Annotated in this window: 25 protein-coding genes and 1 riboswitch; of the genes, 5 read left to right on the forward strand and 20 right to left on the reverse strand. The window is 39.2% G+C overall.

Features of this window, described 5'->3' with window-relative positions; genetic code table 11:
• Window positions 1–24 precede the first annotated feature (24 nt).
• Complete coding sequence (locus KPC_RS07415) at window positions 25–336, forward strand: ArsR/SmtB family transcription factor (protein ID WP_121973766.1); 312 nt, start codon at window positions 25–27, stop codon at window positions 334–336.
• 32 nt (window positions 337–368) lie between these two features.
• Here the strand turns inward: KPC_RS07415 and KPC_RS07420 are convergent, their stop codons facing one another.
• The 7 genes from KPC_RS07420 to arsC form a co-directional block, all read right to left on the reverse strand.
• Window positions 369–1,445: an ArsO family NAD(P)H-dependent flavin-containing monooxygenase gene (locus tag KPC_RS07420; protein WP_004859452.1), complete on the reverse strand. Its 1,077-nt coding sequence runs from the start codon at window positions 1,443–1,445 to the stop codon at window positions 369–371.
• A 101-nt stretch (window positions 1,446–1,546) separates the two neighbouring features.
• Window positions 1,547–2,500, reverse strand: coding sequence for a thioredoxin-disulfide reductase (gene trxB / locus KPC_RS07425; protein WP_004859450.1), 954 nt, complete (start codon window positions 2,498–2,500; stop codon window positions 1,547–1,549).
• Between the two features lie 17 nt (window positions 2,501–2,517).
• Complete coding sequence (arsH, locus tag KPC_RS07430; protein ID WP_121973767.1) at window positions 2,518–3,222, reverse strand: arsenical resistance protein ArsH; 705 nt, start codon at window positions 3,220–3,222, stop codon at window positions 2,518–2,520.
• A gap of 5 nt (window positions 3,223–3,227) precedes the next feature.
• Window positions 3,228–4,271: an ACR3 family arsenite efflux transporter gene (arsB, locus tag KPC_RS07435; RefSeq protein ID WP_121973768.1), complete on the reverse strand. Its 1,044-nt coding sequence runs from the start codon at window positions 4,269–4,271 to the stop codon at window positions 3,228–3,230.
• Between the two features lie 7 nt (window positions 4,272–4,278).
• Window positions 4,279–4,752 carry an arsenate reductase ArsC gene (locus KPC_RS07440; protein WP_121973769.1) on the reverse strand — a complete coding sequence of 158 codons (474 nt, stop codon included), beginning with the start codon at window positions 4,750–4,752 and terminating at the stop codon, window positions 4,279–4,281.
• Between the two features lie 6 nt (window positions 4,753–4,758).
• The gene (locus KPC_RS07445) at window positions 4,759–5,079 is read right to left on the reverse strand and encodes a metalloregulator ArsR/SmtB family transcription factor (protein ID WP_004859437.1); all 321 of its coding nucleotides are present in this window, start codon (window positions 5,077–5,079) and stop codon (window positions 4,759–4,761) included.
• A gap of 57 nt (window positions 5,080–5,136) precedes the next feature.
• Window positions 5,137–5,571, reverse strand: coding sequence for an arsenate reductase (glutaredoxin) (gene arsC / locus KPC_RS07450; RefSeq protein WP_020846463.1), 435 nt, complete (start codon window positions 5,569–5,571; stop codon window positions 5,137–5,139).
• Between the two features lie 118 nt (window positions 5,572–5,689).
• A riboswitch (Fluoride riboswitch) is annotated at window positions 5,690–5,757 on the forward strand.
• Between the two features lie 125 nt (window positions 5,758–5,882).
• Here arsC and crcB point away from each other — a divergent pair.
• From crcB to ppa, 3 genes are read left to right on the forward strand one after another with little or no spacing between them, the layout of a single operon-like run.
• A complete protein-coding gene (gene crcB / locus KPC_RS07455; RefSeq protein WP_004859432.1) occupies window positions 5,883–6,263 on the forward strand; it encodes a fluoride efflux transporter CrcB in 381 nt (126 codons plus the stop codon).
• 16 nt (window positions 6,264–6,279) lie between these two features.
• Window positions 6,280–6,606: a DUF190 domain-containing protein gene (locus KPC_RS07460; protein WP_004859430.1), complete on the forward strand. Its 327-nt coding sequence runs from the start codon at window positions 6,280–6,282 to the stop codon at window positions 6,604–6,606.
• Window positions 6,607–6,608: 2 nt separating this feature from the next.
• Window positions 6,609–7,142, forward strand: coding sequence for an inorganic diphosphatase (gene ppa / locus KPC_RS07465; protein WP_198488231.1), 534 nt, complete (start codon window positions 6,609–6,611; stop codon window positions 7,140–7,142).
• Window positions 7,143–7,171: 29 nt separating this feature from the next.
• Here the strand turns inward: ppa and KPC_RS20745 are convergent, their stop codons facing one another.
• The 9 genes from KPC_RS20745 to KPC_RS07510 form a co-directional block, all read right to left on the reverse strand.
• Window positions 7,172–7,372: an EamA family transporter gene (locus KPC_RS20745; protein ID WP_004859425.1), complete on the reverse strand. Its 201-nt coding sequence runs from the start codon at window positions 7,370–7,372 to the stop codon at window positions 7,172–7,174.
• 422 nt (window positions 7,373–7,794) lie between these two features.
• Window positions 7,795–9,249, reverse strand: coding sequence for a SulP family inorganic anion transporter (locus KPC_RS07475; RefSeq protein WP_121973771.1), 1,455 nt, complete (start codon window positions 9,247–9,249; stop codon window positions 7,795–7,797).
• A gap of 302 nt (window positions 9,250–9,551) precedes the next feature.
• Entirely contained in the window at window positions 9,552–10,478 is a 927-nt protein-coding gene (locus KPC_RS07480) for a recombination directionality factor (protein ID WP_004859417.1), read from the reverse strand.
• A gap of 142 nt (window positions 10,479–10,620) precedes the next feature.
• Window positions 10,621–11,685, reverse strand: coding sequence for a YqaJ viral recombinase family nuclease (locus tag KPC_RS07485; RefSeq protein ID WP_252152086.1), 1,065 nt, complete (start codon window positions 11,683–11,685; stop codon window positions 10,621–10,623).
• 90 nt (window positions 11,686–11,775) lie between these two features.
• Window positions 11,776–12,024 carry a hypothetical protein gene (locus KPC_RS07490; RefSeq protein WP_121973773.1) on the reverse strand — a complete coding sequence of 83 codons (249 nt, stop codon included), beginning with the start codon at window positions 12,022–12,024 and terminating at the stop codon, window positions 11,776–11,778.
• 92 nt (window positions 12,025–12,116) lie between these two features.
• On the reverse strand, window positions 12,117–13,163 hold the full coding sequence (locus KPC_RS07495) for a DUF932 domain-containing protein (protein ID WP_121973774.1): 1,047 nt from the start codon (window positions 13,161–13,163) through the stop codon (window positions 12,117–12,119).
• 70 nt (window positions 13,164–13,233) lie between these two features.
• A complete protein-coding gene (locus tag KPC_RS07500) occupies window positions 13,234–13,602 on the reverse strand; it encodes a hypothetical protein (protein WP_087553316.1) in 369 nt (122 codons plus the stop codon).
• A gap of 117 nt (window positions 13,603–13,719) precedes the next feature.
• Window positions 13,720–14,091: a hypothetical protein gene (locus KPC_RS07505; RefSeq protein ID WP_087553315.1), complete on the reverse strand. Its 372-nt coding sequence runs from the start codon at window positions 14,089–14,091 to the stop codon at window positions 13,720–13,722.
• A 141-nt stretch (window positions 14,092–14,232) separates the two neighbouring features.
• Window positions 14,233–15,375 (reverse strand): hypothetical protein, encoded by a 1,143-nt coding sequence (locus KPC_RS07510; protein ID WP_121973775.1) that lies wholly within the window; start codon window positions 15,373–15,375, stop codon window positions 14,233–14,235.
• 741 nt (window positions 15,376–16,116) lie between these two features.
• Between KPC_RS07510 and KPC_RS07520 the strand changes: the two genes are divergently transcribed.
• Complete coding sequence (locus KPC_RS07520; protein WP_121973776.1) at window positions 16,117–16,341, forward strand: hypothetical protein; 225 nt, start codon at window positions 16,117–16,119, stop codon at window positions 16,339–16,341.
• A gap of 13 nt (window positions 16,342–16,354) precedes the next feature.
• On the opposite strand, the gene KPC_RS07525 is transcribed toward KPC_RS07520, so the two are convergent.
• From KPC_RS07525 to KPC_RS07540, 4 genes are all read right to left on the reverse strand, one after another.
• Window positions 16,355–16,597: a helix-turn-helix transcriptional regulator gene (locus KPC_RS07525; protein ID WP_121973777.1), complete on the reverse strand. Its 243-nt coding sequence runs from the start codon at window positions 16,595–16,597 to the stop codon at window positions 16,355–16,357.
• Window positions 16,598–16,745: 148 nt separating this feature from the next.
• The gene (locus KPC_RS07530) at window positions 16,746–17,705 is read right to left on the reverse strand and encodes a hypothetical protein (RefSeq protein WP_087553312.1); all 960 of its coding nucleotides are present in this window, start codon (window positions 17,703–17,705) and stop codon (window positions 16,746–16,748) included.
• Window positions 17,706–17,757: 52 nt separating this feature from the next.
• Entirely contained in the window at window positions 17,758–18,759 is a 1,002-nt protein-coding gene (locus KPC_RS07535; RefSeq protein ID WP_228212190.1) for a YagK/YfjJ domain-containing protein, read from the reverse strand.
• Between the two features lie 268 nt (window positions 18,760–19,027).
• Window positions 19,028–20,506 carry a hypothetical protein gene (locus KPC_RS07540; protein WP_087553311.1) on the reverse strand — a complete coding sequence of 493 codons (1,479 nt, stop codon included), beginning with the start codon at window positions 20,504–20,506 and terminating at the stop codon, window positions 19,028–19,030.
• Between the last annotated feature and the right edge of the window lie 138 nt (window positions 20,507–20,644).

Here is a 20,644-nt window from a genome sequence, read left to right on the forward strand (position 1 = left end):
TAAGATGATTTTTAGGATACGCTTATGAAAACCAATGAATTAAAAATGAAAATAGATCTTTCAAAAGTCGACCTTGTCACTGATTGTCTAAAAGTCTTATCGAATCCTGATCGTCTTAAAATTTTATGTGTTTTGGTAGAAGATGAATTGAATGTGCAGCAAATTGAAATACGCACTAATGTGAGTCAACCGACCTTATCTCAACAACTTACGGTATTAAGAAAAAATAAGCTCGTATCGACACGACGAGAAGGTAAACAGATTTTTTATGAATTAAGGGATATACGTGTATTAAAAATCATGCAAACCTTGTATGACTTATACTGTAGATCTTAAGAGTACCTAAGTTGAATAATAAAAATATTATATTAATTTAACTTTGATTCAGCCAAGTAAGCAGCTATTTGATCTACCGTTGCTCTTGCTGTTCTAGAAATCCCAATGAGTGTAGCGGATGCCATGCCTGTCCACTCCCCATAGCCAACCAACCAAAGGTTATTTACTTTTATAGAGCGTCCATCATTGACTGCAACCGTCTGATCAGGTTCTACCACATCAAGACTTCTTAAATGATTCAGTGAAGCTTTGAACCCTGTACACCAAATCACAGCATCTACAGCTTGTGTTGAACCATTAGCCCAAACAACGGAATGCTCCTCAAATGAGGTAAAAGGCTCTCGACTATGTAGTACGCCACGTTCGCGGGCCTCTTTGACACTGTCTATCATGACAATATCACCCAGACCACCAACGGGTTGATCAATCACACGACCTTCCTGTTGAGCTTTTAAACGTTCAGTTGCCCGAAGAAATAAAACACGCCCATCAACATCATCCGATAAAAATTGAGGTGGTGTTACTGTGACCCAAGTGGTATCTGCAACTTTTGAGACTTCGGCAAAAATTTGTGCCCCTGAGTTACCACCACCAACCACGATCACTTTTTTATTTATAAAAGGCTCTGGATTTACATAATGTGCTGAATGCGTTTGTAATCCTTCAAATCGTTCATGTCCTTCATAATGCGGAATATAAGGCTGACTCCATGTCCCTGTCGCACTGACCACCGCTTTAGCTCGCCAATATTGATCGCCAGCATACACATCTAAATAGCCATCTTTTTGTTCGATATGATCGACATGAACTGGTCGAATAATCGGAAATTGATAGCGTTGCTCGTATGCCGACAAGTAGTCAATCACTTCATTTCGCGTTGGGTAGGTTTGTTCAGTTGTTGGCATCATCCAACCCGACAGCGAACTCCACGTATTAGGAGAAAAAAGACGTAGCGACTGCCAAGCATGGAGCCATGCACCACCTGCCTGAACTTGGTCATCCAGAATAATAAATGGAATTTTCTTACGTTTGAGGAAATAAGCTGTAGCAAGGGCTGCCTGACCACCACCAATAATGACCACATCGACTTCTGCTTGTAATTGAGTCAAAGCTTCTCTCCCATTCTTTATTGTCATCATCAAAATAACGCCCAGTCTGCTCAACAGACTGGGCGTATTTCATACAATTTTCAAGCATTTAAATGAGCCTTTCAATTGCTCAATTGATCAAGATACTTTTCGGCATCCAAAGCTGCCATACAGCCTGAGCCTGCCGAAGTAATTGCTTGGCGATAAATGCTGTCAGCAACGTCACCCGCAGCAAATACCCCTGCCACAGAAGTTGCTGTTGCATTGCCTGAAGTACCACTTTGTACTTGAATGTAGCCATCACGTAGGTTGAGTTGGCCGTCAAACATACCTGTATTCGGTTTGTGACCAATAGCAACAAATAAGCCCTGAACTTCAACGTCTTGTGTGCTTCCATCCAAAGTTGACTTCAAGCGAACTGAAGTAACACCAGTATTATCACCTAAGACTTCATCAACTTGATTGTTCCAAAGAATACTAATTTTGCCTTCTTTTTCTTTGGCAAAAAGATGATCTTGTAGAATTTTCTCTGAACGCAAATTGTCTCTACGGTGAACTAGAGTGACATGTTCAGCGATATTAGAAAGATAAAGGGCTTCTTCAACTGCTGTGTTACCACCACCCACGACCATGACTTTTTGGTGCTTATAGAAGAAACCATCACAAGTTGCACATGCACTGACACCTTGACCCATGAATTTAGCTTCAGATTCAAGACCCAAGTATTGTGCTGTCGCACCTGTTGCAATAATCAGTGCATCACAAGTAAATTCTTCCATGTCGCCTTTTAGTACAAATGGACGGACACTTAAATCAACTTCATTGATGTGGTCATACACAATCTCTGTGCCAAAGCGTTCAGCATGGGCTTGCATTCGTTCCATAAGTACAGGACCAGTTAAACCTTCTGGGTCGCCCGGCCAGTTATCTACCTCAGTGGTCGTTGTTAATTGACCACCAAGTTGTATACCTGCAATCAATGTAGGTTTTAAGTTTGCACGTGCTGCATACACAGCAGCACTATAACCCGCAGGCCCTGAACCTAAGATCACTAATTTAGAATGTCTCTTTTGCATTTCTGATCACCTAAAGTTTATAAGCTACGTTGATTGACACGCTTAGATAATTCTTCTGCCGACTCTTTTCGTTCTGAATAACGATTTGTGAGGTACTGACTCTGCCCACGCGTCAGCAAAGTGAATTTATATAACTCTTCCATGACATCAACAATTCGATCATAAAAAGCTGAGGGTTTCATGCATCCATCTTCTTCAAACTCTAAAAAAGCTTTAGGAATAGAGGATTGGTTTGGAATGGTGATCATGCGCATCCAACGGCCTAAAATACGCATTTGATTGACGCTATTAAAAGACTGTGAACCGCCACTCACCTGCATCAAGGCCAAAGTCTTGCCTTGTGTTGCTCGAATCGCACCACCAGCCAATGGAATCCAATCAATCTGCGATTTAAAGATTGAACTCATTGAATCATGACGTTCAGGTGAACACCACACCATGCCTTCCGACCATGCCAAAAGCTCATGTAGTTCTTTGGCTTTTGGGTGTTCCATATCTGCATCTTCAGGTAAAGGTAAACCTTTAGGATGAAAGATTTTTACTTCGGCACCAAACTGCTCCAAGATACGCCCTGCTTCCATCACTGCCAATCGGCTGTATGAACGCTCACGGTTTGAACCATACAGCAGTAAAATACGTGGTGGATGATCTAGCGCTTTGGCCTGTACTTTTTCTAAAGTAGGTTGATCCAAAAGATTCATATCTACATTTGGGAGAGTCATAGAAATTACACCTTTGCTTTAAAAAACTTTTTTCTGAGCCACAATGACACGCTCACTAAAGCAATCAACACAGGTACTTCAACCAGTGGACCAATCACCGTCGTGAATGCGACAGGTGAAGCCAAACCAAAGGTTGCAATCGCGACAGCTAAAGCGAGTTCAAAGTTATTTCCCGCGGCAGTAAATGAAATAGCTGTGGTTTTAGCATAGTCGTTCCCCATCCACTTACTCATAAAGAAGCTAATGAAAAACATCACAATAAAGTAAATCGTCAATGGAATCGCAATACGCAAGACATCCATCGGCAAGCTCACTACATCGTTTCCTTTAAGGCTAAACATCGCCACAATCGTGAATAATAAAGCCAGTAAACTCAGCGGACTAATCTTAGGTAAAAAGGTATTTAGATACCAAGCCAAACCTTTAGTACGAACCAAAATAAATCGGGTCATAAAGCCAAGAAAAAATGGAATTCCTAAATACACCAGTACCGCATGGGTAATGGTCCAGAAATCAACGTTGATCACCTGTCCTGCAATACCTAAATAGGGTGGTAGGAAGGTCAGGAACAACCAAGCATAGGTACTGAAGAATAAAATCTGGAAGATACTGTTAAAAGCCACCAATGCAGCAACATACTGGTTATCACCACAGGCCAAACCATTCCAAACCAAAACCATGGCAATACAGCGTGCTAAACCAATCAAGATCAAGCCTGTCATGTATTCAGGATAGTTATGCAGGAAGATGATCGCTAAAACAAACATCAAAACAGGCGCGATAAGCCAGTTTTGTACTAAGGAGAGTGTCAGTGTTTTCTTATCTTTGAATACCTGTGGCAAAGTGGCATAGTTCACTTTTGCTAAAGGTGGATACATCATCAAAATCAAACCGATTGCAATCGGAATATTGACTGAATCCACACTCATTTTATCCAAAGCCACTGAGGCTTGCGGAAAGAACACACCGATCGCAATGCCTAACGCCATGGCAATGAAAATCCATAGCGTGAGGTTACGATCTAGAAAGGATAATCTTTGTTGAGCCATGATATTCTCATTCAATATGCGAAATTTGATTAATCGCGGCTATCAACTCAGGACGAGACATATGCGCTGTATCGAGTGTCAACAATGCATCTAAGCGATGGTTGATATGATCAACGGTAACTTGGAATGCTTTGAGTTTTTCTTCTTTGGGTAAATCTAAATGTGAAGGATCTGCCAGCCCCCAATGTGCTTTGATTGCCCCACCTAGATAAAGCGGACACGCTTCCTGAGCGGCTGAATCACAAACCGTAATCACCACATCAGGTTGATATTGTTCGCAGTCATCAATGGTTTTACTCCACACCCCTTCAGTTGAAAGACCTAAATTTTCCAGAGTTTCAATAGTCAATGGATGTACTTGCCCTGATGGCTTACTGCCCGCACTATAGGCTTTCCAACCCTCTGGGGCACGACTGTTAAAAAGCACTTCTGACAGGATGCTGCGACAGCTATTTCCCGTGCACAAAAAAAGAAATTTCATCTTGTTCTACTCGCAATAACTATTAATTTGCTGAAATGATGGTGCAACTTTTGGCTGTAAATTGGCATTTTTAAGGGTACTAAGTACCTCTAAGCACCAAGTAGGTAAATTTGGATTGAGACTGTAATAGACCCATTGCCCTTGACGTCGATCTTGTAACAGACCTAAAGAACGCAGTAAGGCTAAATGCCGCGAAATCTTGGGTTGGCTGAGTTGTAGTTTTTCAGTCAAATCACAAACACACTGTTCATTATTTCCAAGAACCAACATGACGATATTGAATCGCGTTTCATCAGCCAAACATTTAAAGAAATTGATTTGATCCATACTCTCACTCACTCTGACATATGGATATATCAATATTCACATATATCCATGAAATTTTTATTTCAATCGCTGCCCATTTGCATCCAGCACTTGTTCACCGTCTTCTTTAGTGAAAGCACCCTTTTGTGGGAGAGGTAGAATTTCTAAAACCAGTTCTGATGGACGACTTAAACGAGTTCCTAATTCAGTCACCACGAATGGGCGGTTAATCAAAATTGGGTACTGAAGCATAAAGTTAAGCAGTTTATCATCCGTCCAAACCTCAAGGTCTAACTCTAGATCACGATAAGGATCAACATTCTTACGGATGGCCTCTCTCACAGTTAAACCTGCATCCGCAATCATTTGGATCAGTTCATTTTTAGATGGAGGATTTTTAAGATATTCAATCACTTCAGGTTCAATATTGGCATTACGGATTAACGCCAGTGTATTGCGTGATGTACCACATTCAGGGTTGTGATAAATCTTAACTTTTGGAGTAGCAGACATTTGCTCAAACTCAACAGGATCTTTGAATATACTTATATATGAATAATCATATATATGCAATTCCATATTTTGTTTTTATAAAATCTAGAATTGCATTTTAATTAATTTGTATTAAGATTAAATTAAAGGAAATGGCTATCTTCCTTCTACAAACCGCCACTAACGGCTGATGATACCTACGTTACTCTTATGCAGGGTGCGTAGTTGTGCGCTCTGCTTTTTTCAATGGAGCTGCGCTATGCCGTATCAAATTCTTAAATCTCCTCCCCTTTATTTTTTAATTTTCTCTGTTTAACGAGCAGGGAAAAAGTATGTACATCTCATTATTTTCAATAGGACTTGGTGCTGTTTTAGGTGCTTGGATACGTTGGGGAATTAGTCTTCAATTTAATCACTATTTTCCAAATATTCCTTTAGGCACAGTCCTAGTGAATCTTATTGGCGCATTTGTTATTGGCTTTGCAATCACTTTTTTTGCCAGTAGCTCTTTGAATCCTAATTACAAGTTATTCCTCATTACTGGTTTTTGTGGTGCTTTAACTACGTTCTCAACATTTTCAATGGAAGTTGTTTCTTTACTTCAAAGTGGCAAATTTGAATATGCCATTTTGACAATTACTGTCCATGTTTTAGGTTCATTGCTATTTACTTTGCTTGGCATATTTACCTATCAACTAACGACTATACATTAGTCAGGAGTAGGACTTAATGAACGGATATTTAGTCACATTTTATACCGAGATAAACCAAAGGCATAAAAATACCCCTATCCATGAATGGCTCTTAGAACTAACAAGAGAGTTAGGATTTAAGGGTGCTACAGTCATTCAAGGATCAGAAGGTATTGACCATACAGGACGATTACATTCAGCTCACTTTTTTGAATTAGTTGACCAGCCTGTGCAAGTTCAACTTGCTCTGAGCGAAGTAGAATCAGAACAATTGTTTACACATCTAAATCAAGAAGATGTCAGAATTTTTTACGTAAAAACTCCCGTACAGTTCGGTACTGTCGGTAATCAAAAAGGAAAATAATGATGAGCTACAAAGATGTTCCTGTTGGGATTAATCCACCAGATGATTTCTACAGTATTATTGAAATTCCTCAAAATATTGACCCAGTTAAATATGAAATGAATAAGGAATTTGATTCTATTTTCATTGACCGTTTTTTAACAACAGCTATGTTTTATCCTGCAAACTACGGTTATATCCCTAGAACATTGAGTGAGGATGGTGACCCTTTAGATGTATTGGTTATCTCACCTTATCCAGTAGCAATTGGTGCAGTAATCAGAAGTAGACCTGTGGGTGTAATGTATATGGAAGATGAACATGGCATCGATGCAAAAATTATTGCAGTTCCTCACACTAAACTATCAAAGCTTTATGACCATATTCTAGATATTAATGATGTAGATCAACTTAGTTTAAATCGGATCCATCATTTCTTTGAGCATTATAAAGACTTGGAAGAAGGCAAGTGGGTAAAGCTTAAGGGTTGGGGAAATGTTGAAAAAGCACGAGAAGAAATTTTAAGCTCAATACAAGCCTATCCTGATCATCATTGACCATTAAATAGGGAGCAATCAATAGCTCCCTATTTTTTTGAAATAATGAATAATCCTAAAACAATACATGCTGCACCTAGGATCATTCTGACTGTGATCACCTCTTTTAAAATCAGCCAAGCCAATAAAATTGCGACAACCGCACTACCTTTATCAATAAGTGCAATGGTCGAGGCATCTCCTAATTTTAATGCTCTATAGTAATACACCCACGATAAAGCAGTTGTCACACCTAATAAACCTAATCAAAACAAATTTTTAAAGCTTACAGCCTGAAATTCATAGGTTGAAACAAAAAAACTGCAAATGCCATGACAAAAAAACAAACAAAGAGTGTTCGAATAGTTAGTCCAAGCTCTCCTGAAATTTCAACAAGTCGTTGTTTTGCGATTACGGAAGTAAATCCAGCGAAAAACATTGAAATAAAAGCAAAAACCACCCAATTTTTCATGTCAGACCTAAATGATTTTTAGCTTTTGAGTTAGTGAGTTTTATTTTACAGATCCACAAGGATAGAAAGCTTAAATCTGATAGTAATTTTGACAAATATTTGTTCTAAACATTCTTATCAAGATAAATTCTAAGGGTTAGAAAAAAGCAGATACCTGAACCTTAAATACCTGCTTTTTAAAACCTTAATTAAATTCTTAAGTTATATTCTTGCGTGTGTTCCATATTTATCGATCATAATCGAACTCGCTTCGTTCAACCCACGCACCGTTACATTCACACCATTTTTTTGGAACTTGTTTACCACAGAGTCAAGCATAGCGACTGAGGTAACATCCCAAATATGGGAATGTGTTAAGTCAATCACCACATCTTTCACATCTTCTTTAAAGTCAAAACCCTGCATGAATTTCTCAGAAGAACTAAAAAATATTTGACCGTGTAAATCATATAAACGAGTGTCACCTTCAAATGAAGCAATGACTTGGATATCATTTTCTAACTTATTCGCTAAGAACAATGCTGATAACAGAACACCTGTTAAAACGCCTAATGCTAGATTGTGAGTTGCGACAACAACGATAACGGTTGCAATCATCACGACATTACTACTTTTAGGATTGTCTTTTAATTGGGTGACTGAACTCCATTCAAAAGTACTGATAGAAACCATGATCATGACAGCAACTAAAGCTGCCATTGGAATAACTTTGAGCCAATCACTGATAAACACAACCAGAATGAGAAGAAAAATACCCGCAGAGAACGTGGACAATCGTGTTAAACCACCTGACTTCACGTTAATCATAGATTGACCAATCATGGCACAACCTGCCATCCCTCCCATAAAGCCAGAGGCAATATTGGCAATACCTTGTCCTTTACATTCCTGATGCTTATCGCTTGGTGTATCTGTCATTTCATCAACAATAGTTGCAGTCATCATTGACTCAAGTAACCCCACGGCTGCTAGAGCAATTGCATAAGGCAAAATAATAGTCAGTGTTTCGAAATTTAACGGAATATCAGGGATTAAAAATATAGGAAGAGTATCAGGCAATGATCCCATATCGCCAACAGTCCTAACATCAATACCCAGAAAAATGGCAATAAGCGTGATCATAATGATACATACAAGTGGAGATGGAAGTAATTTGCCTATTGCTGGAATTAATGGAAACAGATAAATAATTGCCAAACCTAAAGCAACCAAAATGTATACATGCCATGTCACATTAATCAGCTCTGGAAGTTGAGCCATAAAGATCAAGATAGCTAAAGCATTTACAAAACCAATAACGACTGATTTTGATACAAATCGCATTAATTTAGCGAGCTTTAAGTAACCTGCTAAAATTTGGATCACGCCAGTTAAAATTGTCGCTGCAAGCAAATATTGTAATCCATGCTCTTTAACGAGCGTGACCATGAGTAAAGCCATAGCACCTGTTGCGGCTGAAATCATCGCTGGGCGTCCACCCACAAATGAAATCACAACAGCGATACAAAAGGATGCGTATAGTCCAACTTTGGGATCTACACCAGCAATAATTGAAAAAGCGATAGCTTCAGGGATAAGTGCAAGACCGACGACAAGTCCTGCAAGTACATCTACACGGATGTTAGAGAACCATTGTTCTCGTACATTAGATAACATAAACATAGCCTGTTTTTTAATTTTTTAGATAGGCTAGTGATGTGATATATACAACACACAAGCGACTACACCACATCACTAGACAGTGATGAGTTATTTACTGATTAAAGGGGGTAAATAAACTTAAGGTGGCGTAGGTGTCATATAGGAAAAGAGTGTTTAGGTTTTTAGAGCACTTAGGGTAGCACAATAGACTAATGATGTGAAATCAATCAATCTCTTCAATAAACTACTTATCAAAATCAATAACAAAAAAATTAAGATCTAGATTTTATTAAAAGGCATCCGAAGATACCTTTTATTCAATTTACCGCTCTCACACTACTTTGCAAGCCTTGCTGAATATCCTGTACAAAGCCATCCCCCTGATGAAATTTAGGCTTAGTCTTTGACTCAAGCTGAGTCTGCTCAGACTCAACAACCTCATCCGCATAAAACTCCTCCACCAAATTCAGTCCTTCCTCTGAATCCACCTCAAATCGTGCATTGCCATAACCCTGCCGTGCCATTTGATCTAAAGCAGCCTGATTAAAACCACATAACTTACTCTTCTGATCAATCTCCTTGGCCGTTTGAATGGCTTCTTGCAAATGAATCCCGTCTCGTAAAGTCAAATCCACGTAATACACAGGGGTACGATAACTTTGTGTCGTAGACTTGCCTCGAAGGGTGAGTTGGAATGGTAGACATGAGAGCAAGCCATTCGATGCTGCATGGTAATAACTGAGTCGAGCAGCCAAAGTCCGAATACTATTAAAGCCCGTGGTTCTAAAGATGAATGTCCCGAGTTCATCAGACTCATCCAAATTGACATGCAAACGGCCATAAGGCTTGCAGTTACCCCCTTGTGCCATTGGGCATAGATCAGGGGATGGGCATGGATGTTGTTCTACACCTTGATTGGTCAGTCGCTGACAAGTTTCACCATTCCCTACACAAACGGGACGTCCTGTCTGACGATCAAATAAACTGTATTCCGCTCGTAGATTCAGTTCAGGATCATTGAAGATCATACGGACTGGAATTGAACGGAGTTTTTGATTGGGGGCTTTGGCTCTAAGTTGTTCATCGAGTGGATGTTTCACCCAACCACTATCCTTATTTTGGATTTGGCTGGTAATGGTGAATTGGTCATCCTTTTCAGGGATGCGCTTGCCATTCTTTTCAACCATCTTACCGATACTGATTCGCCCTAGAATGGGCGGTGTAATGGCTAGACCTTTAATCATGGTGTTTTCCTCTTCTACTTAAATGTTTAGATATGCTTGGTTAAAAATGAAATCGGCATAAAAAATCCCATGCATTGAGGCATGGGATTTTTGAGTAGAGCTTGAAGCGCTACTTGTAAATTGAACTTAGGCTAAATCTGTTTCAATCAGCATCGGCATAGATGTTGAAACGTCGTGAACCTTGCTTGCTTTGTGGATATTGATTGAGATACTCAGGGTGTGATTTGAGTAAAGCCTTACTGTCTAAACTGATTGAATCCTTCGACTTTTTCCATGTCACTGAACCAGTTTTAAAGGTGGCACGTTCAGCCTCCTGCATTTTGGCTTGTAGTTGATGCTTCAGCAGATCGAACTGCTGCTGATGCTTGTCAATTTGGCTGCGAGCTTGAAGCAGTTGCTCAAACTGTTGATTGGCCTGCTCATCTTCAGATAGATCTGCGGTAGAGAGTGGCACATGTTCTGGATAAAGCAGTTGTAGTGCTTTGGCTGCCGATTCACTGGCATCGGCTTCAGGTGGGATATCCTTTTCCACGCATTCCCAGAAGTAACGCTCCGCATTGACGATGTGTTGAATCACCGATTCAGAACGGGTGACTTTAAAAATTCGGGTTTCATGCCCACAAATCAGTATGCAGATATGAGCGGCTTTCTTGCCTGTCACGGCCAGTTGGTGTTGTACCTGACAGAGGACGTATAAAGGCACGCCATCGCGCCACAGCTTGGCACCATACTCCCCTGCGGTTTTACACTCCAGTATTTGTACATCGGCATCTCCAACCACGGAGTAATCCAAGTTGGCTAACATAAAATGCTTGTCTGGATCAGAATGTTGTAACACGGCATTGACCCGACGCACCTTGTAGTTGGTATGCATGCTGTAGTATTCAGCCACTAAGGGTTCAAGTCGTTTACCCCAGTACAAGGGTGCATGACCTTCACTTTCCTCTTCAATATTTTGTTGAATCCGTCCAGTCTTGATCATCCATAGTTCAAGCATCGACATATAGGGATTCAAGCCGCAGGCAGCTGCACAGTCACTACTACCAATGCCTTTTTTTCGGATTTCACGCCACTCCTGATATGCCATGTTTTTAGTATTTGCAAAACGCTTCGCTGATGCCCTTTTCCCTGCTGTTATAAATGCATGAGTTAAGGTATTTAAAGCATTCTGTTCTACAGGCTTTGTCATCGGTATATTTTGACTCATAAGTCGTTCCTTATAAAATTTGAATTTGTTAAGTTTTGGACATAAAAAAACCACATCCGAAGATGTGGTTTTCTTTAAAAGGTAAAAATTTTACACGTATTGATTTAGGTCATTCGGATCTAAACATTGCAAATCATTTTGTAAAACATGTGGCTCTATATTTGTCATTTGAATTTTAAAACTCGTATTATCCGAAGCATCACTCATAAATCTTGCATGTCCAAAATCAATTGCAAATTTATGCCACAAAAATTGAAAAAGCTGTTGATTACCAATAATCAACAATACGTTTGTACCAATTTGCTCAATCACAAGCCCATTCGAGAATTGAATACCCATCTCTTCACCCCATCACTACAATTTTCCAATTAAAGAATAATGGTGCTTAAAGCTCTGTTTTTCAATGGTTAATTGAATAATAAAATCACTGATCAAGATAACATCTGCAATGCTTGTTCAAGCCCACGTTGCTTGAGACCTGCGCCTGCACCGAACCATGCGGAATCAAGACGGTGATCCTGACTCATGGCACGACGTTCATGATCGGCGAACTCGGTGATACTGCAAAGTAAGCCATAAGCCGTGTCTTTGGCTGAGCTGAGTTCTGCCCCACGACCCTGCCCGTTAAACATGGTCATGACTTTGGACATCGCTCGACCATTCGGTTCAGTCTTGTTTTCGGACTTGGTGGCTGAATTGGCTTGTGATGCCACATTCCGATAAAACTGAATAATACCCTCATCTTGTTCTACATTGCTTAGGCTAGTGTTGTTAAATACGGCATCGAAATAAGCCGCGGCTTCTTGTTGAGTCACTTTACGCTGGCTGAGCTGTTTCATTTCATACATGTGATCCTCCCATGCACGCACTGAAATACCGAGTTGCTGTTTAATCTTCTGCGCATCAAACTTGGTGCTGTGGGGTACTTTTACTACGCCTGCACTTGCGTTCTGGCCTTTAAGTGCAATCGCTAAGGTGTTGTTACACACCACACGGATTGAGGTGAATTGTGCAGTCGTAGCGAGTGTTCCATCACAGGCGGTGGCTAAGAGAATATAGCCATTACTGACATCTTTTCCTTTTAAAGCTGAGGTCTGTCCTGTTTTGGCTAATGCCCAGAATTTCTTACCGCCTTTGAGCACGCCTGCGGTTTCTAACTCAAAGCCCGATTGTTCAGTCAGGTCTTTGTAGAAGTTTAGGATTTCCTTTGGTTGCACTTCTTGGTAACGCTGGCTGACGACTGATAAAGGTGCATGGGTATCTGAACGATAAAGTACACGTTGTTCTTCATACGGCATGATGATGCTTTGTCCACGATCATTTTTAGCCATGTAGCTGACATCTGAAGATTCAATTCGCCAGTCCATACCCGCTTGTTGCGCCCAGACTTCAATCGGTTGGTTTTGACTGAGCTGATTACCTAAACCATGCCAAGGGGTTTGACCGACATAAGCCATTTGTTCAAGTTGATGTGCCATAGTACTTGTTCCTATTCAATGTAAATTTTGGTTTTTTGAGTGTTTTCAATTGTGTGAGGTGTTTGTGAGGCTAAGCTCGATCTGCAAAGCTTTGGGCAAAGTGATGTCCGCATTCCAGACATTCATACAGAATTTCTGCTTGTGCGGTTTCTTTCAACTTTGGATTAGGTTGCTGTTCTTGGACATAATTCAGAAAACACGCAGCGCATCCGACTGCACCACCTATCACAGCACCGACCACATAAACCATCGGACGCTGTCCTTTAATCAGGCGTACTCCAGAAATACCCATTGCTGCATAGTTCACGATATATTGCATCAGGCTCTGCATCGGCGGTTTAAGCAAGCTTTGACCCAATGAGGAATTGGGATTGGATAGAGGCGGTTCAGCGATTTCAATCTCATCGCTGGCACACATCGGACAATAAATTCGAGGCATAGAGATAACTCCATAAAATTCAGGCATAAAAAAACCATGCCCGTTGGGGCATGGTTTTTGATGAGCTTATCTTTGATTCAGTGCTTAATTACTAAGGCAAGGTCGCAAGCCTCAGGATTAATTAAACTGATAACTTGCATTACCTTTGGTGGTTTCTATATCCACTTGTACGACATTAGAGAAACTACATTTCTCTAATCTCAGTCGAGCTATTTGCCCCATCTGAAAATGCAGTGGGAAATTGATTCTTTTGTCATGTCCAATATAGCTGCATTGCCCATTGTTCACTGTGACATTGGTCACTTCTATCGGTTCGGCTATATTTGAACGGATGGTAATCACTGCTGGTCGGTTCCATGTCCCATAAACCATTTCATTCAATTCAACTGAGAAAGTATCTGGCTCCAGCCCTGAGCTGCATCCTTGTAAAGTCAATGCAGATAATGAGAGTAATGCGGTAAAGCCCAATGTTTTCATTAAGTTGTTCATTCTGGATTGCTCCTAAATATTGTATTCAGATATATATGCTTTTCCTCAAGTCATACTGAAAAGAAAAGCCCTTACATCTGGGTAATATGTATTTGAAATTTCTTTATTTTTAAAATAACTGCAGTTCATATTGATGCATATCTATTCCTCAACCGGTATATAGTCAAGCTCTTCAGGTTCTTCGGGAATGACTGGCTTTGGATATTTCTGCAATAGGGTTTCTGGAGAAAGATAATTGTCCAGCCCAAATTTAAAATTCCATACAGGCGCATGTGAAACATCTTGAAATGGCATGGTTTTCAGTTGCTTAAATGCATCATCAACAGATTGTCTCGCCAGTTCAACAGCTGATCGCTGTTTGAAGCTCAGTGGCTTAAAGACAGGTGAAACATACATCACATCTACAATATTATTGCGACGCCGATCATGATTGCCTGGCTGATTAAAATAGAAAAAGACACCATTCAGACTGAGCTGATTATTTTTAAAATTAAATACATAACCTAATCGAAGCTGGATAAAGTGCTCTGCAATTTGTTTGGCTAATTCAGGCTGAACTTTAAAAATAACTTCTGATTCCATAAATACGACTGATCGAATATCTTGCCCATAACGAACCGTCATCTGTTCATGATCTGCATCGTATTCATAGGAAGCATTTGAATGGCTCAAATAAATATCTCGAACACTTCGGTTTAAAACTTGTTCCAATAATTTCAGATCATAGTCAGTCACTTTGCTTTCCGCATTTTGCTTTTCCTGCTGCACTCGTGCTTCATAGTCCTGTGTTTTTTCAAATTCCTGTTTTGGCTCAATGTGGGGTGCTTTCATATAGCGGATATTATTGATCGCCATATTATTGCTATATTTGAAATATTCATCATTGGTCATATCAATGAACAGATAATTATCTTGAGGATCATGATTTTGATTGCCAATCACAAAAATCTGATTTGGAGCAAGATTGAGCTGAGGATGAATCAGATCATAGTTTCCATTGAAGGTAGATTCTCCAACCCCTTCTATCTCCCACTTGGTCGGGTATCGAATTTGGTGATATGCAAGAATATCCGAAAGCTGTAATTCCCGTAAGCTTTGATCAGGACTGATCTGCGCTTTCGGTACAATCACGGTCGATGCAGCAATATCATTTTGTAAAGCTTCACTGCTTGCTGCCGTTTGACCCTCTACAGCTGAATCATTTTTAGGGTGATCTTTACTGGAACAGGCACCCAGTCCAATCAATAAAATACATATAGACAGACTCTTCAATTTTGTTGTCATCGTGCATCATTCTCTTTCACTGTCCATAGGCACCTCTCAGCAATCGCAAAGCTGGGCGTATGGCGGTTTGATATTCTTCTTGGAGATTTGCCCTTTATTCTGACGTGACTGTTCCGCAGTAGCAGTACATCTACAGATCAGCAATAAAATAATTCAGATGTACGAGCCAATAAAGTAATGAATACCTTTACTGAAATTCCCCAACCGTATGATATTTTTTAAGATACAGCTTTATCTGGCACCGAAAATGCCATAAACCATAGTGGGGTAAAAAGAAAATGGATATTTAAGAATGTAGTACGCATGGCGGACTCCTTGTGTGTATTAAAGAGCTCTACCAAATTACTGCTAAATAATGGTGGCAGAACGAGAGAGGGTTAGCAGACTGACACACAAGAATCAGCACGCACAAGGCGTCCCTCCCTCGCCCTACCGCAACGGAGGAGGAACGAACGAGTTCGCCACCAAAAAATTACTCTTTTGATGTGCTTGTGTGTAAATGGTCTGCTAAAACCAACTGACAATGTAGGTCAGCAAGCCAAGGATAATTGGCAGGATTTAAACTGTCAACGTTGTATTTTTACTTCAATAATCAATTGACTGCTTTCTTCATCCATCTGATTCAGAATGACTATTGAATAATCAACATCATCTAAACTTCAACTGAAGCTATAATTTCATCCTGAATTAAAAAGCACACTCAATTATAATGGTTCTTAGCGTTATTAAAGGAATCTGAGCATGCAGCGATTGAAGTGTATTGGAGGCCCACTGTATGGGCTCGAATATTCACATTCGCAGAATGAGTTCCAATTCATTGATAAACAAACAGGTAAAGAAACCAGTTACCATAAATTGATCTTAGACTTTACCCCACCTCAGGCATTCTTCATTGCAGAATCAATTTCTCCTGATTTTGCTTATGCACTGGCATTACAACTGATGGGGCAGCAATCTTATTTATAGCTTTGTATTTTTATCAATTTGCAGCAATTCCACGATTGCTGATCTTCTGAGCAATCCATGTATTGACCTCATGCGCAACCCAACCCACTCGATGACTGGTTAAATGAATCTGCTGAGGAAAGCTGGCATCGTAATACTTGGATTTAGGGTCGAGCAGTGAATAAATGGTGGCACGACTCAACCCTGTGATTTCAACCAATTGCTTGATGTTTAGGATTTGGTTGATCTGAAATGTTTGTGAATTTAGCGCATTCATCTGATGGACTCCGATGTGGTATGAAGGCGTGCGTTCTGCACATATCATGTCCATCACCGTAAAAAAATATGTTGGCCTCAAAAGACTCTGTACCCATTTGATGGGATACAGAGGTAAGTTCATTTCAATTTGCTTTAATGGGTTTAAATCACCATTTCTTGCCATTAAAGATTTTAAAGCCACGTGTTGTGATACAAATCTTATTCATCTGCTCATTTATACTCGTCACCGTATCTGGCAAATCACCAAGATCATCCAATGGGTTTTTAGGCTCAGGAAAGTTAAAAAGCCCATCTAGGTTAAATCCAAATGGATTGCCATTTGACTTCTGCGTTTCTTCATCTGGAATTTGCAATAAAATACCCATGCCGTAAGTGGTATCCTGCCATAGCCTGAATAGATCAACTGAATAATCAATCTCATTGGAGTAAAAGACTCTTTGAAAGGTAAGGTAAAATCTAATCACGTAACAGTTTCGAGTACTATCGCGAATTAAGTGGTAATAGCTAAATATGACTTGTGCACGGAACCAAGGTAAGGATGTTAGCTTCTTTTCAAATGCCCGAAATGATTGAATCACTTGATCGACTGATTGCAACAGTTCAGTACCCACTGGATAACTCAGATAGAACTTTAAATCAGGCGCATCTACACTCAATTTGCTGACTTCTGAATAAAGCTCACGCAAATGATCAACTCTCTTCTCGTATTGCTCATTACTTTGATGTAAAGCCTCATGAAAACCCGTAGTTGCAAATAACTGTTTCAGTTTATTTAATACATGCTCCGCCAGCCATTTTGCAGTATGTTTGGCAGTTGGATTAAAATAATGCTGACGTGAGTCGATTTGCTGCAACACAGTAAAATAGGCGTTTCTGAATTGTGTCACCCAAAAACTACAATCTGAATCTCGATGATGAAACATCAGCTCATTCCACTCTCGAAAGTACTCTAGTAATACTTGAGCCGTTTGTTCAATGATTTTCTGAATATGTTCATCATGAGTCATGGGCGGGATGGGTGAACCAAATCGCACTTGAGTAAAGAAGTTGTGTATATCTTGCTCTAAACGTGGTGCAGTCTGATGTTCAATTTGTGTAATGTCCATGGAGAGTCCTATGAAGTGAAATTTTTCATAGAACTGTTCACTGCATATTTTTTTACGGTTCAATGACGATTGGCTCATCCAATAAATCATCTACATCTTGTTCAGACCAAATTCCTGCTTCTGCTGATGTTGGATGATTGTTTTTATACTTACGCCCATGCTCGTGGTAAATTCCTTTAAAGAAAGTTCTTTTACCCAATGGCTTAATCAACATCCGCTGCATGAACTTTTCAGGCTGAGTGAGATAACTGGCAACGTTCAAAGCATTCTGCATTTCTAAGGGCTGATTGCGATGGATCATGCCTGTGCCTAATAAACCTCGATCAGCATATTGTTTTTTCTTTTCAGGGGTATTGTTATTGAGTCCGTAACCTAAACCCTGAGTTATCTCCTGCCACTTTTGAATTACCTCATTCGCTAAGTACCAGTCCTGACAACGCTCTGAGCCGTTATAAATCAACATCAGATGCACATGGTAGCCTTTTGAACTACCCTGCTCTAATGCTAACCCATAGCCCAATAAATGCTTAAAACAGCCATTCTTATCTTTCAACAGATTACGCAATGACTCAATATGATTATAGAAATCCTGCACCGTAATATTTGACATAGACGCTTTTAAATACCCAAAATCAATACGCACAACCAAAACCTTATAATGATCGTTAAGAATCCTCTGCACATAAGCTAAAAAGCGGTCTTGATTCTCTTCCTCTTGCTGTTTAAACAAACGAATCTGAGCCAAGTGCTGTGACCTATGACTTCGCAACAGATTTCGAAGATTGGATATTTCTATAGGTGATAACTGTGTCAAATATTCTTCAATCCCTAAATCGCCTCGATGAGCTTCAACTAATTGCACCATGTCTTTAAACGCCCCAACCAAAGTACAATATTCAATACCCTCTTGATCAAAAGCCTTGAATGCTGGAATCAATACACAAAGGTGAGCAATGAAGTCTGTATGACTTAGTTCTAAATTCAGCATGTAATCAACAAAGTTATTCACTGTAGTCATTACAGTAGCTTGATGAGAGAGGTCGTATTGCAACATGTCTATATTCCTTAGTTATGTTTGATGCATAACTAAGGAGGAAGAGTTATTTATTATGTATACGTGATCTACATTGTAGATATCTATGATCCGTATGAATGAATAGATTTATAATTAGTTAATTAATAATATTATTTACCGACTTAGTTTACGGACTAAGGGTGACAAAACTAACCTGTACATAGGGCAGTGTACTTTTACCTTCCCCTACATTCCTTGCATTCTTACTCAAATATCCATTTACGAGAGTTAAGGCAGAAATCAGCTTTTATTGAAAAATTCCACTTAAATCATCCAATTCTAAGCATTGTTCATTAAGTAGACCTAGCTCAATTTGTTTCTTGATATCCATAGCTATTTTCTGAATAGAGCGTTTGTATGCCTTAAGAACTTTTGATACAAGCGGAATAGGGATCCGAGGCGTAATAATATTTACCTCCGTATATTGAATAAGAAATAGCTCATTATGTTTAAGATGAAGATCAGGGCTAAAATAAATTTTACGAAATTTCTCTTTCCCAACACCCCCTATCGGCACCACCCTATTGCAAACATTTTGACCAGTAAGTTCAGTCAATGCATCAATAACATGACTCAGTTCATCTCTATATACATAATGTACAAGTAAGGACAAAATTTTCTGTTTTAGTAGATTTTGAGCTATCATGATATCTGTCAATTTTAAGCCAAGAGTATTCGCTTTATGTTCCAGCTGTTTTGATATCACAACCTCTCGAAACAACTTCGATAACATAGATTTTACATTGTCAGGCAACAATTGACTTTGCAACCGAGATGTAATTAATCCTCGATGAGAATAATAAGATGCTAGATAACAAAAAACATAATCTAACCTATTAAAGTTATGTTCATTTGTGTTTAACGATAATTTCTTTTGTTCTTTAACATAACCTCTTGATAGCTGAAACTCTTGATTAAACACTTTGTTCCATTGCAGTCCTGTTTCCAGTGTATGTGGAATAGTACTTTCATCATATTGAAGAACAAATCCATTCCCTGTCGAATTTAATTTATCATCAGTATCAAGAAGAAACTCCTTAATCTTAAAGTCACCTAAAGGTTCATCAGGATTCCATCCATTTAATGCTTCAATAAATTGTTTAAAAATCGGTGTCTGCTCAGGTGGATTGAAAATTATAAATCTTCCAAAGACTCTTTTCTCACCCCAAATCGGATGAGAAAGATTGATGAAATAAATTGAAGAAACAAAATTTAAATAGGCGTTGTTCAGTGTTCCATCAATTTTGGAGCGTAAGATTCCTTTTTGAAACAAATAGGTCATACATCGCAATAAAGCAAATCTGCTTAAACCAGTAAAACTTGTTAATTCATGTGTTCCTGCACCCAGAACAACACCATCTCGATCACTCAGAAAAACAAGGTTAACCAATACTAGCCATTGCTTATAATCCATCGCCAATAATTGTTGACTCTTCTTTTGTTTATGACTGATTTTGATCTGAAATAGTTTTTCGAACAATTGCAGTAAAAAATCCCTTTTGGGATGCTTACGAATACTTTGAATTCTACTCTTTATTTTTCTTTGCTGATTAAGCTGTTTCAGATATCCCCTATTCACTCCAATGTGATCATGACCATCAGCAACCAGTATAAATTTTTTTAATAATTCACTGAACGCTTCTTCCAACTTTAAATGATGAATATCAATTTTTAGAGCAATTTGCTTGATGTCTTTTTTCCGAAACCTCTTATATCCAAATGTCAAAAATAGGCGAAAAAAAACGATCCGCTCGAATGGTGAAAGTGTAAATTCGAGTCGTTGCAGGTAAAGTATAGATATGTATGATAAAAATTCACATTTGTTCATTAATTATACAAAAATCATAATTCGCACTAATAATAG

This window comes from Acinetobacter stercoris (assembly GCF_900323515.1).
Classification (GTDB): domain Bacteria; phylum Pseudomonadota; class Gammaproteobacteria; order Pseudomonadales; family Moraxellaceae; genus Acinetobacter; species Acinetobacter stercoris.

What these genes read in the sequence shown, in the direction of transcription:
- KPC_RS07485 (WP_252152086.1), bottom strand. Translation starts at nt 11,685, where the DNA reads ATGAGTCAAAATATACCGATGACAAAGCCTGTAGAACAGAATGCTTTA.
- KPC_RS07440 (WP_121973769.1), bottom strand. Translation starts at nt 4,752, where the DNA reads ATGAAATTTCTTTTTTTGTGCACGGGAAATAGCTGTCGCAGCATCCTG.
- KPC_RS07500 (WP_087553316.1), bottom strand. Translation starts at nt 13,602, where the DNA reads ATGCCTCGAATTTATTGTCCGATGTGTGCCAGCGATGAGATTGAAATC.
- ppa (WP_198488231.1), top strand. Translation starts at nt 6,609, where the DNA reads ATGAGCTACAAAGATGTTCCTGTTGGGATTAATCCACCAGATGATTTC.
- KPC_RS07535 (WP_228212190.1), bottom strand. Translation starts at nt 18,759, where the DNA reads ATGTTGCAATACGACCTCTCTCATCAAGCTACTGTAATGACTACAGTG.
- KPC_RS07445 (WP_004859437.1), bottom strand. Translation starts at nt 5,079, where the DNA reads ATGGATCAAATCAATTTCTTTAAATGTTTGGCTGATGAAACGCGATTC.
- trxB (WP_004859450.1), bottom strand. Translation starts at nt 2,500, where the DNA reads ATGCAAAAGAGACATTCTAAATTAGTGATCTTAGGTTCAGGGCCTGCG.
- crcB (WP_004859432.1), top strand. Translation starts at nt 5,883, where the DNA reads ATGTACATCTCATTATTTTCAATAGGACTTGGTGCTGTTTTAGGTGCT.
- KPC_RS07520 (WP_121973776.1), top strand. Translation starts at nt 16,117, where the DNA reads ATGCAGCGATTGAAGTGTATTGGAGGCCCACTGTATGGGCTCGAATAT.
- KPC_RS07490 (WP_121973773.1), bottom strand. Translation starts at nt 12,024, where the DNA reads ATGGGTATTCAATTCTCGAATGGGCTTGTGATTGAGCAAATTGGTACA.
- KPC_RS07415 (WP_121973766.1), top strand. Translation starts at nt 25, where the DNA reads ATGAAAACCAATGAATTAAAAATGAAAATAGATCTTTCAAAAGTCGAC.
- arsH (WP_121973767.1), bottom strand. Translation starts at nt 3,222, where the DNA reads ATGACTCTCCCAAATGTAGATATGAATCTTTTGGATCAACCTACTTTA.
- KPC_RS07460 (WP_004859430.1), top strand. Translation starts at nt 6,280, where the DNA reads ATGAACGGATATTTAGTCACATTTTATACCGAGATAAACCAAAGGCAT.
- KPC_RS07475 (WP_121973771.1), bottom strand. Translation starts at nt 9,249, where the DNA reads ATGTTATCTAATGTACGAGAACAATGGTTCTCTAACATCCGTGTAGAT.
- KPC_RS07530 (WP_087553312.1), bottom strand. Translation starts at nt 17,705, where the DNA reads ATGGACATTACACAAATTGAACATCAGACTGCACCACGTTTAGAGCAA.
- KPC_RS07495 (WP_121973774.1), bottom strand. Translation starts at nt 13,163, where the DNA reads ATGGCACATCAACTTGAACAAATGGCTTATGTCGGTCAAACCCCTTGG.
- arsC (WP_020846463.1), bottom strand. Translation starts at nt 5,571, where the DNA reads ATGTCTGCTACTCCAAAAGTTAAGATTTATCACAACCCTGAATGTGGT.
- KPC_RS07505 (WP_087553315.1), bottom strand. Translation starts at nt 14,091, where the DNA reads ATGAACAACTTAATGAAAACATTGGGCTTTACCGCATTACTCTCATTA.
- KPC_RS07510 (WP_121973775.1), bottom strand. Translation starts at nt 15,375, where the DNA reads ATGACAACAAAATTGAAGAGTCTGTCTATATGTATTTTATTGATTGGA.
- KPC_RS07525 (WP_121973777.1), bottom strand. Translation starts at nt 16,597, where the DNA reads ATGAATGCGCTAAATTCACAAACATTTCAGATCAACCAAATCCTAAAC.
- KPC_RS07480 (WP_004859417.1), bottom strand. Translation starts at nt 10,478, where the DNA reads ATGATTAAAGGTCTAGCCATTACACCGCCCATTCTAGGGCGAATCAGT.
- arsB (WP_121973768.1), bottom strand. Translation starts at nt 4,271, where the DNA reads ATGGCTCAACAAAGATTATCCTTTCTAGATCGTAACCTCACGCTATGG.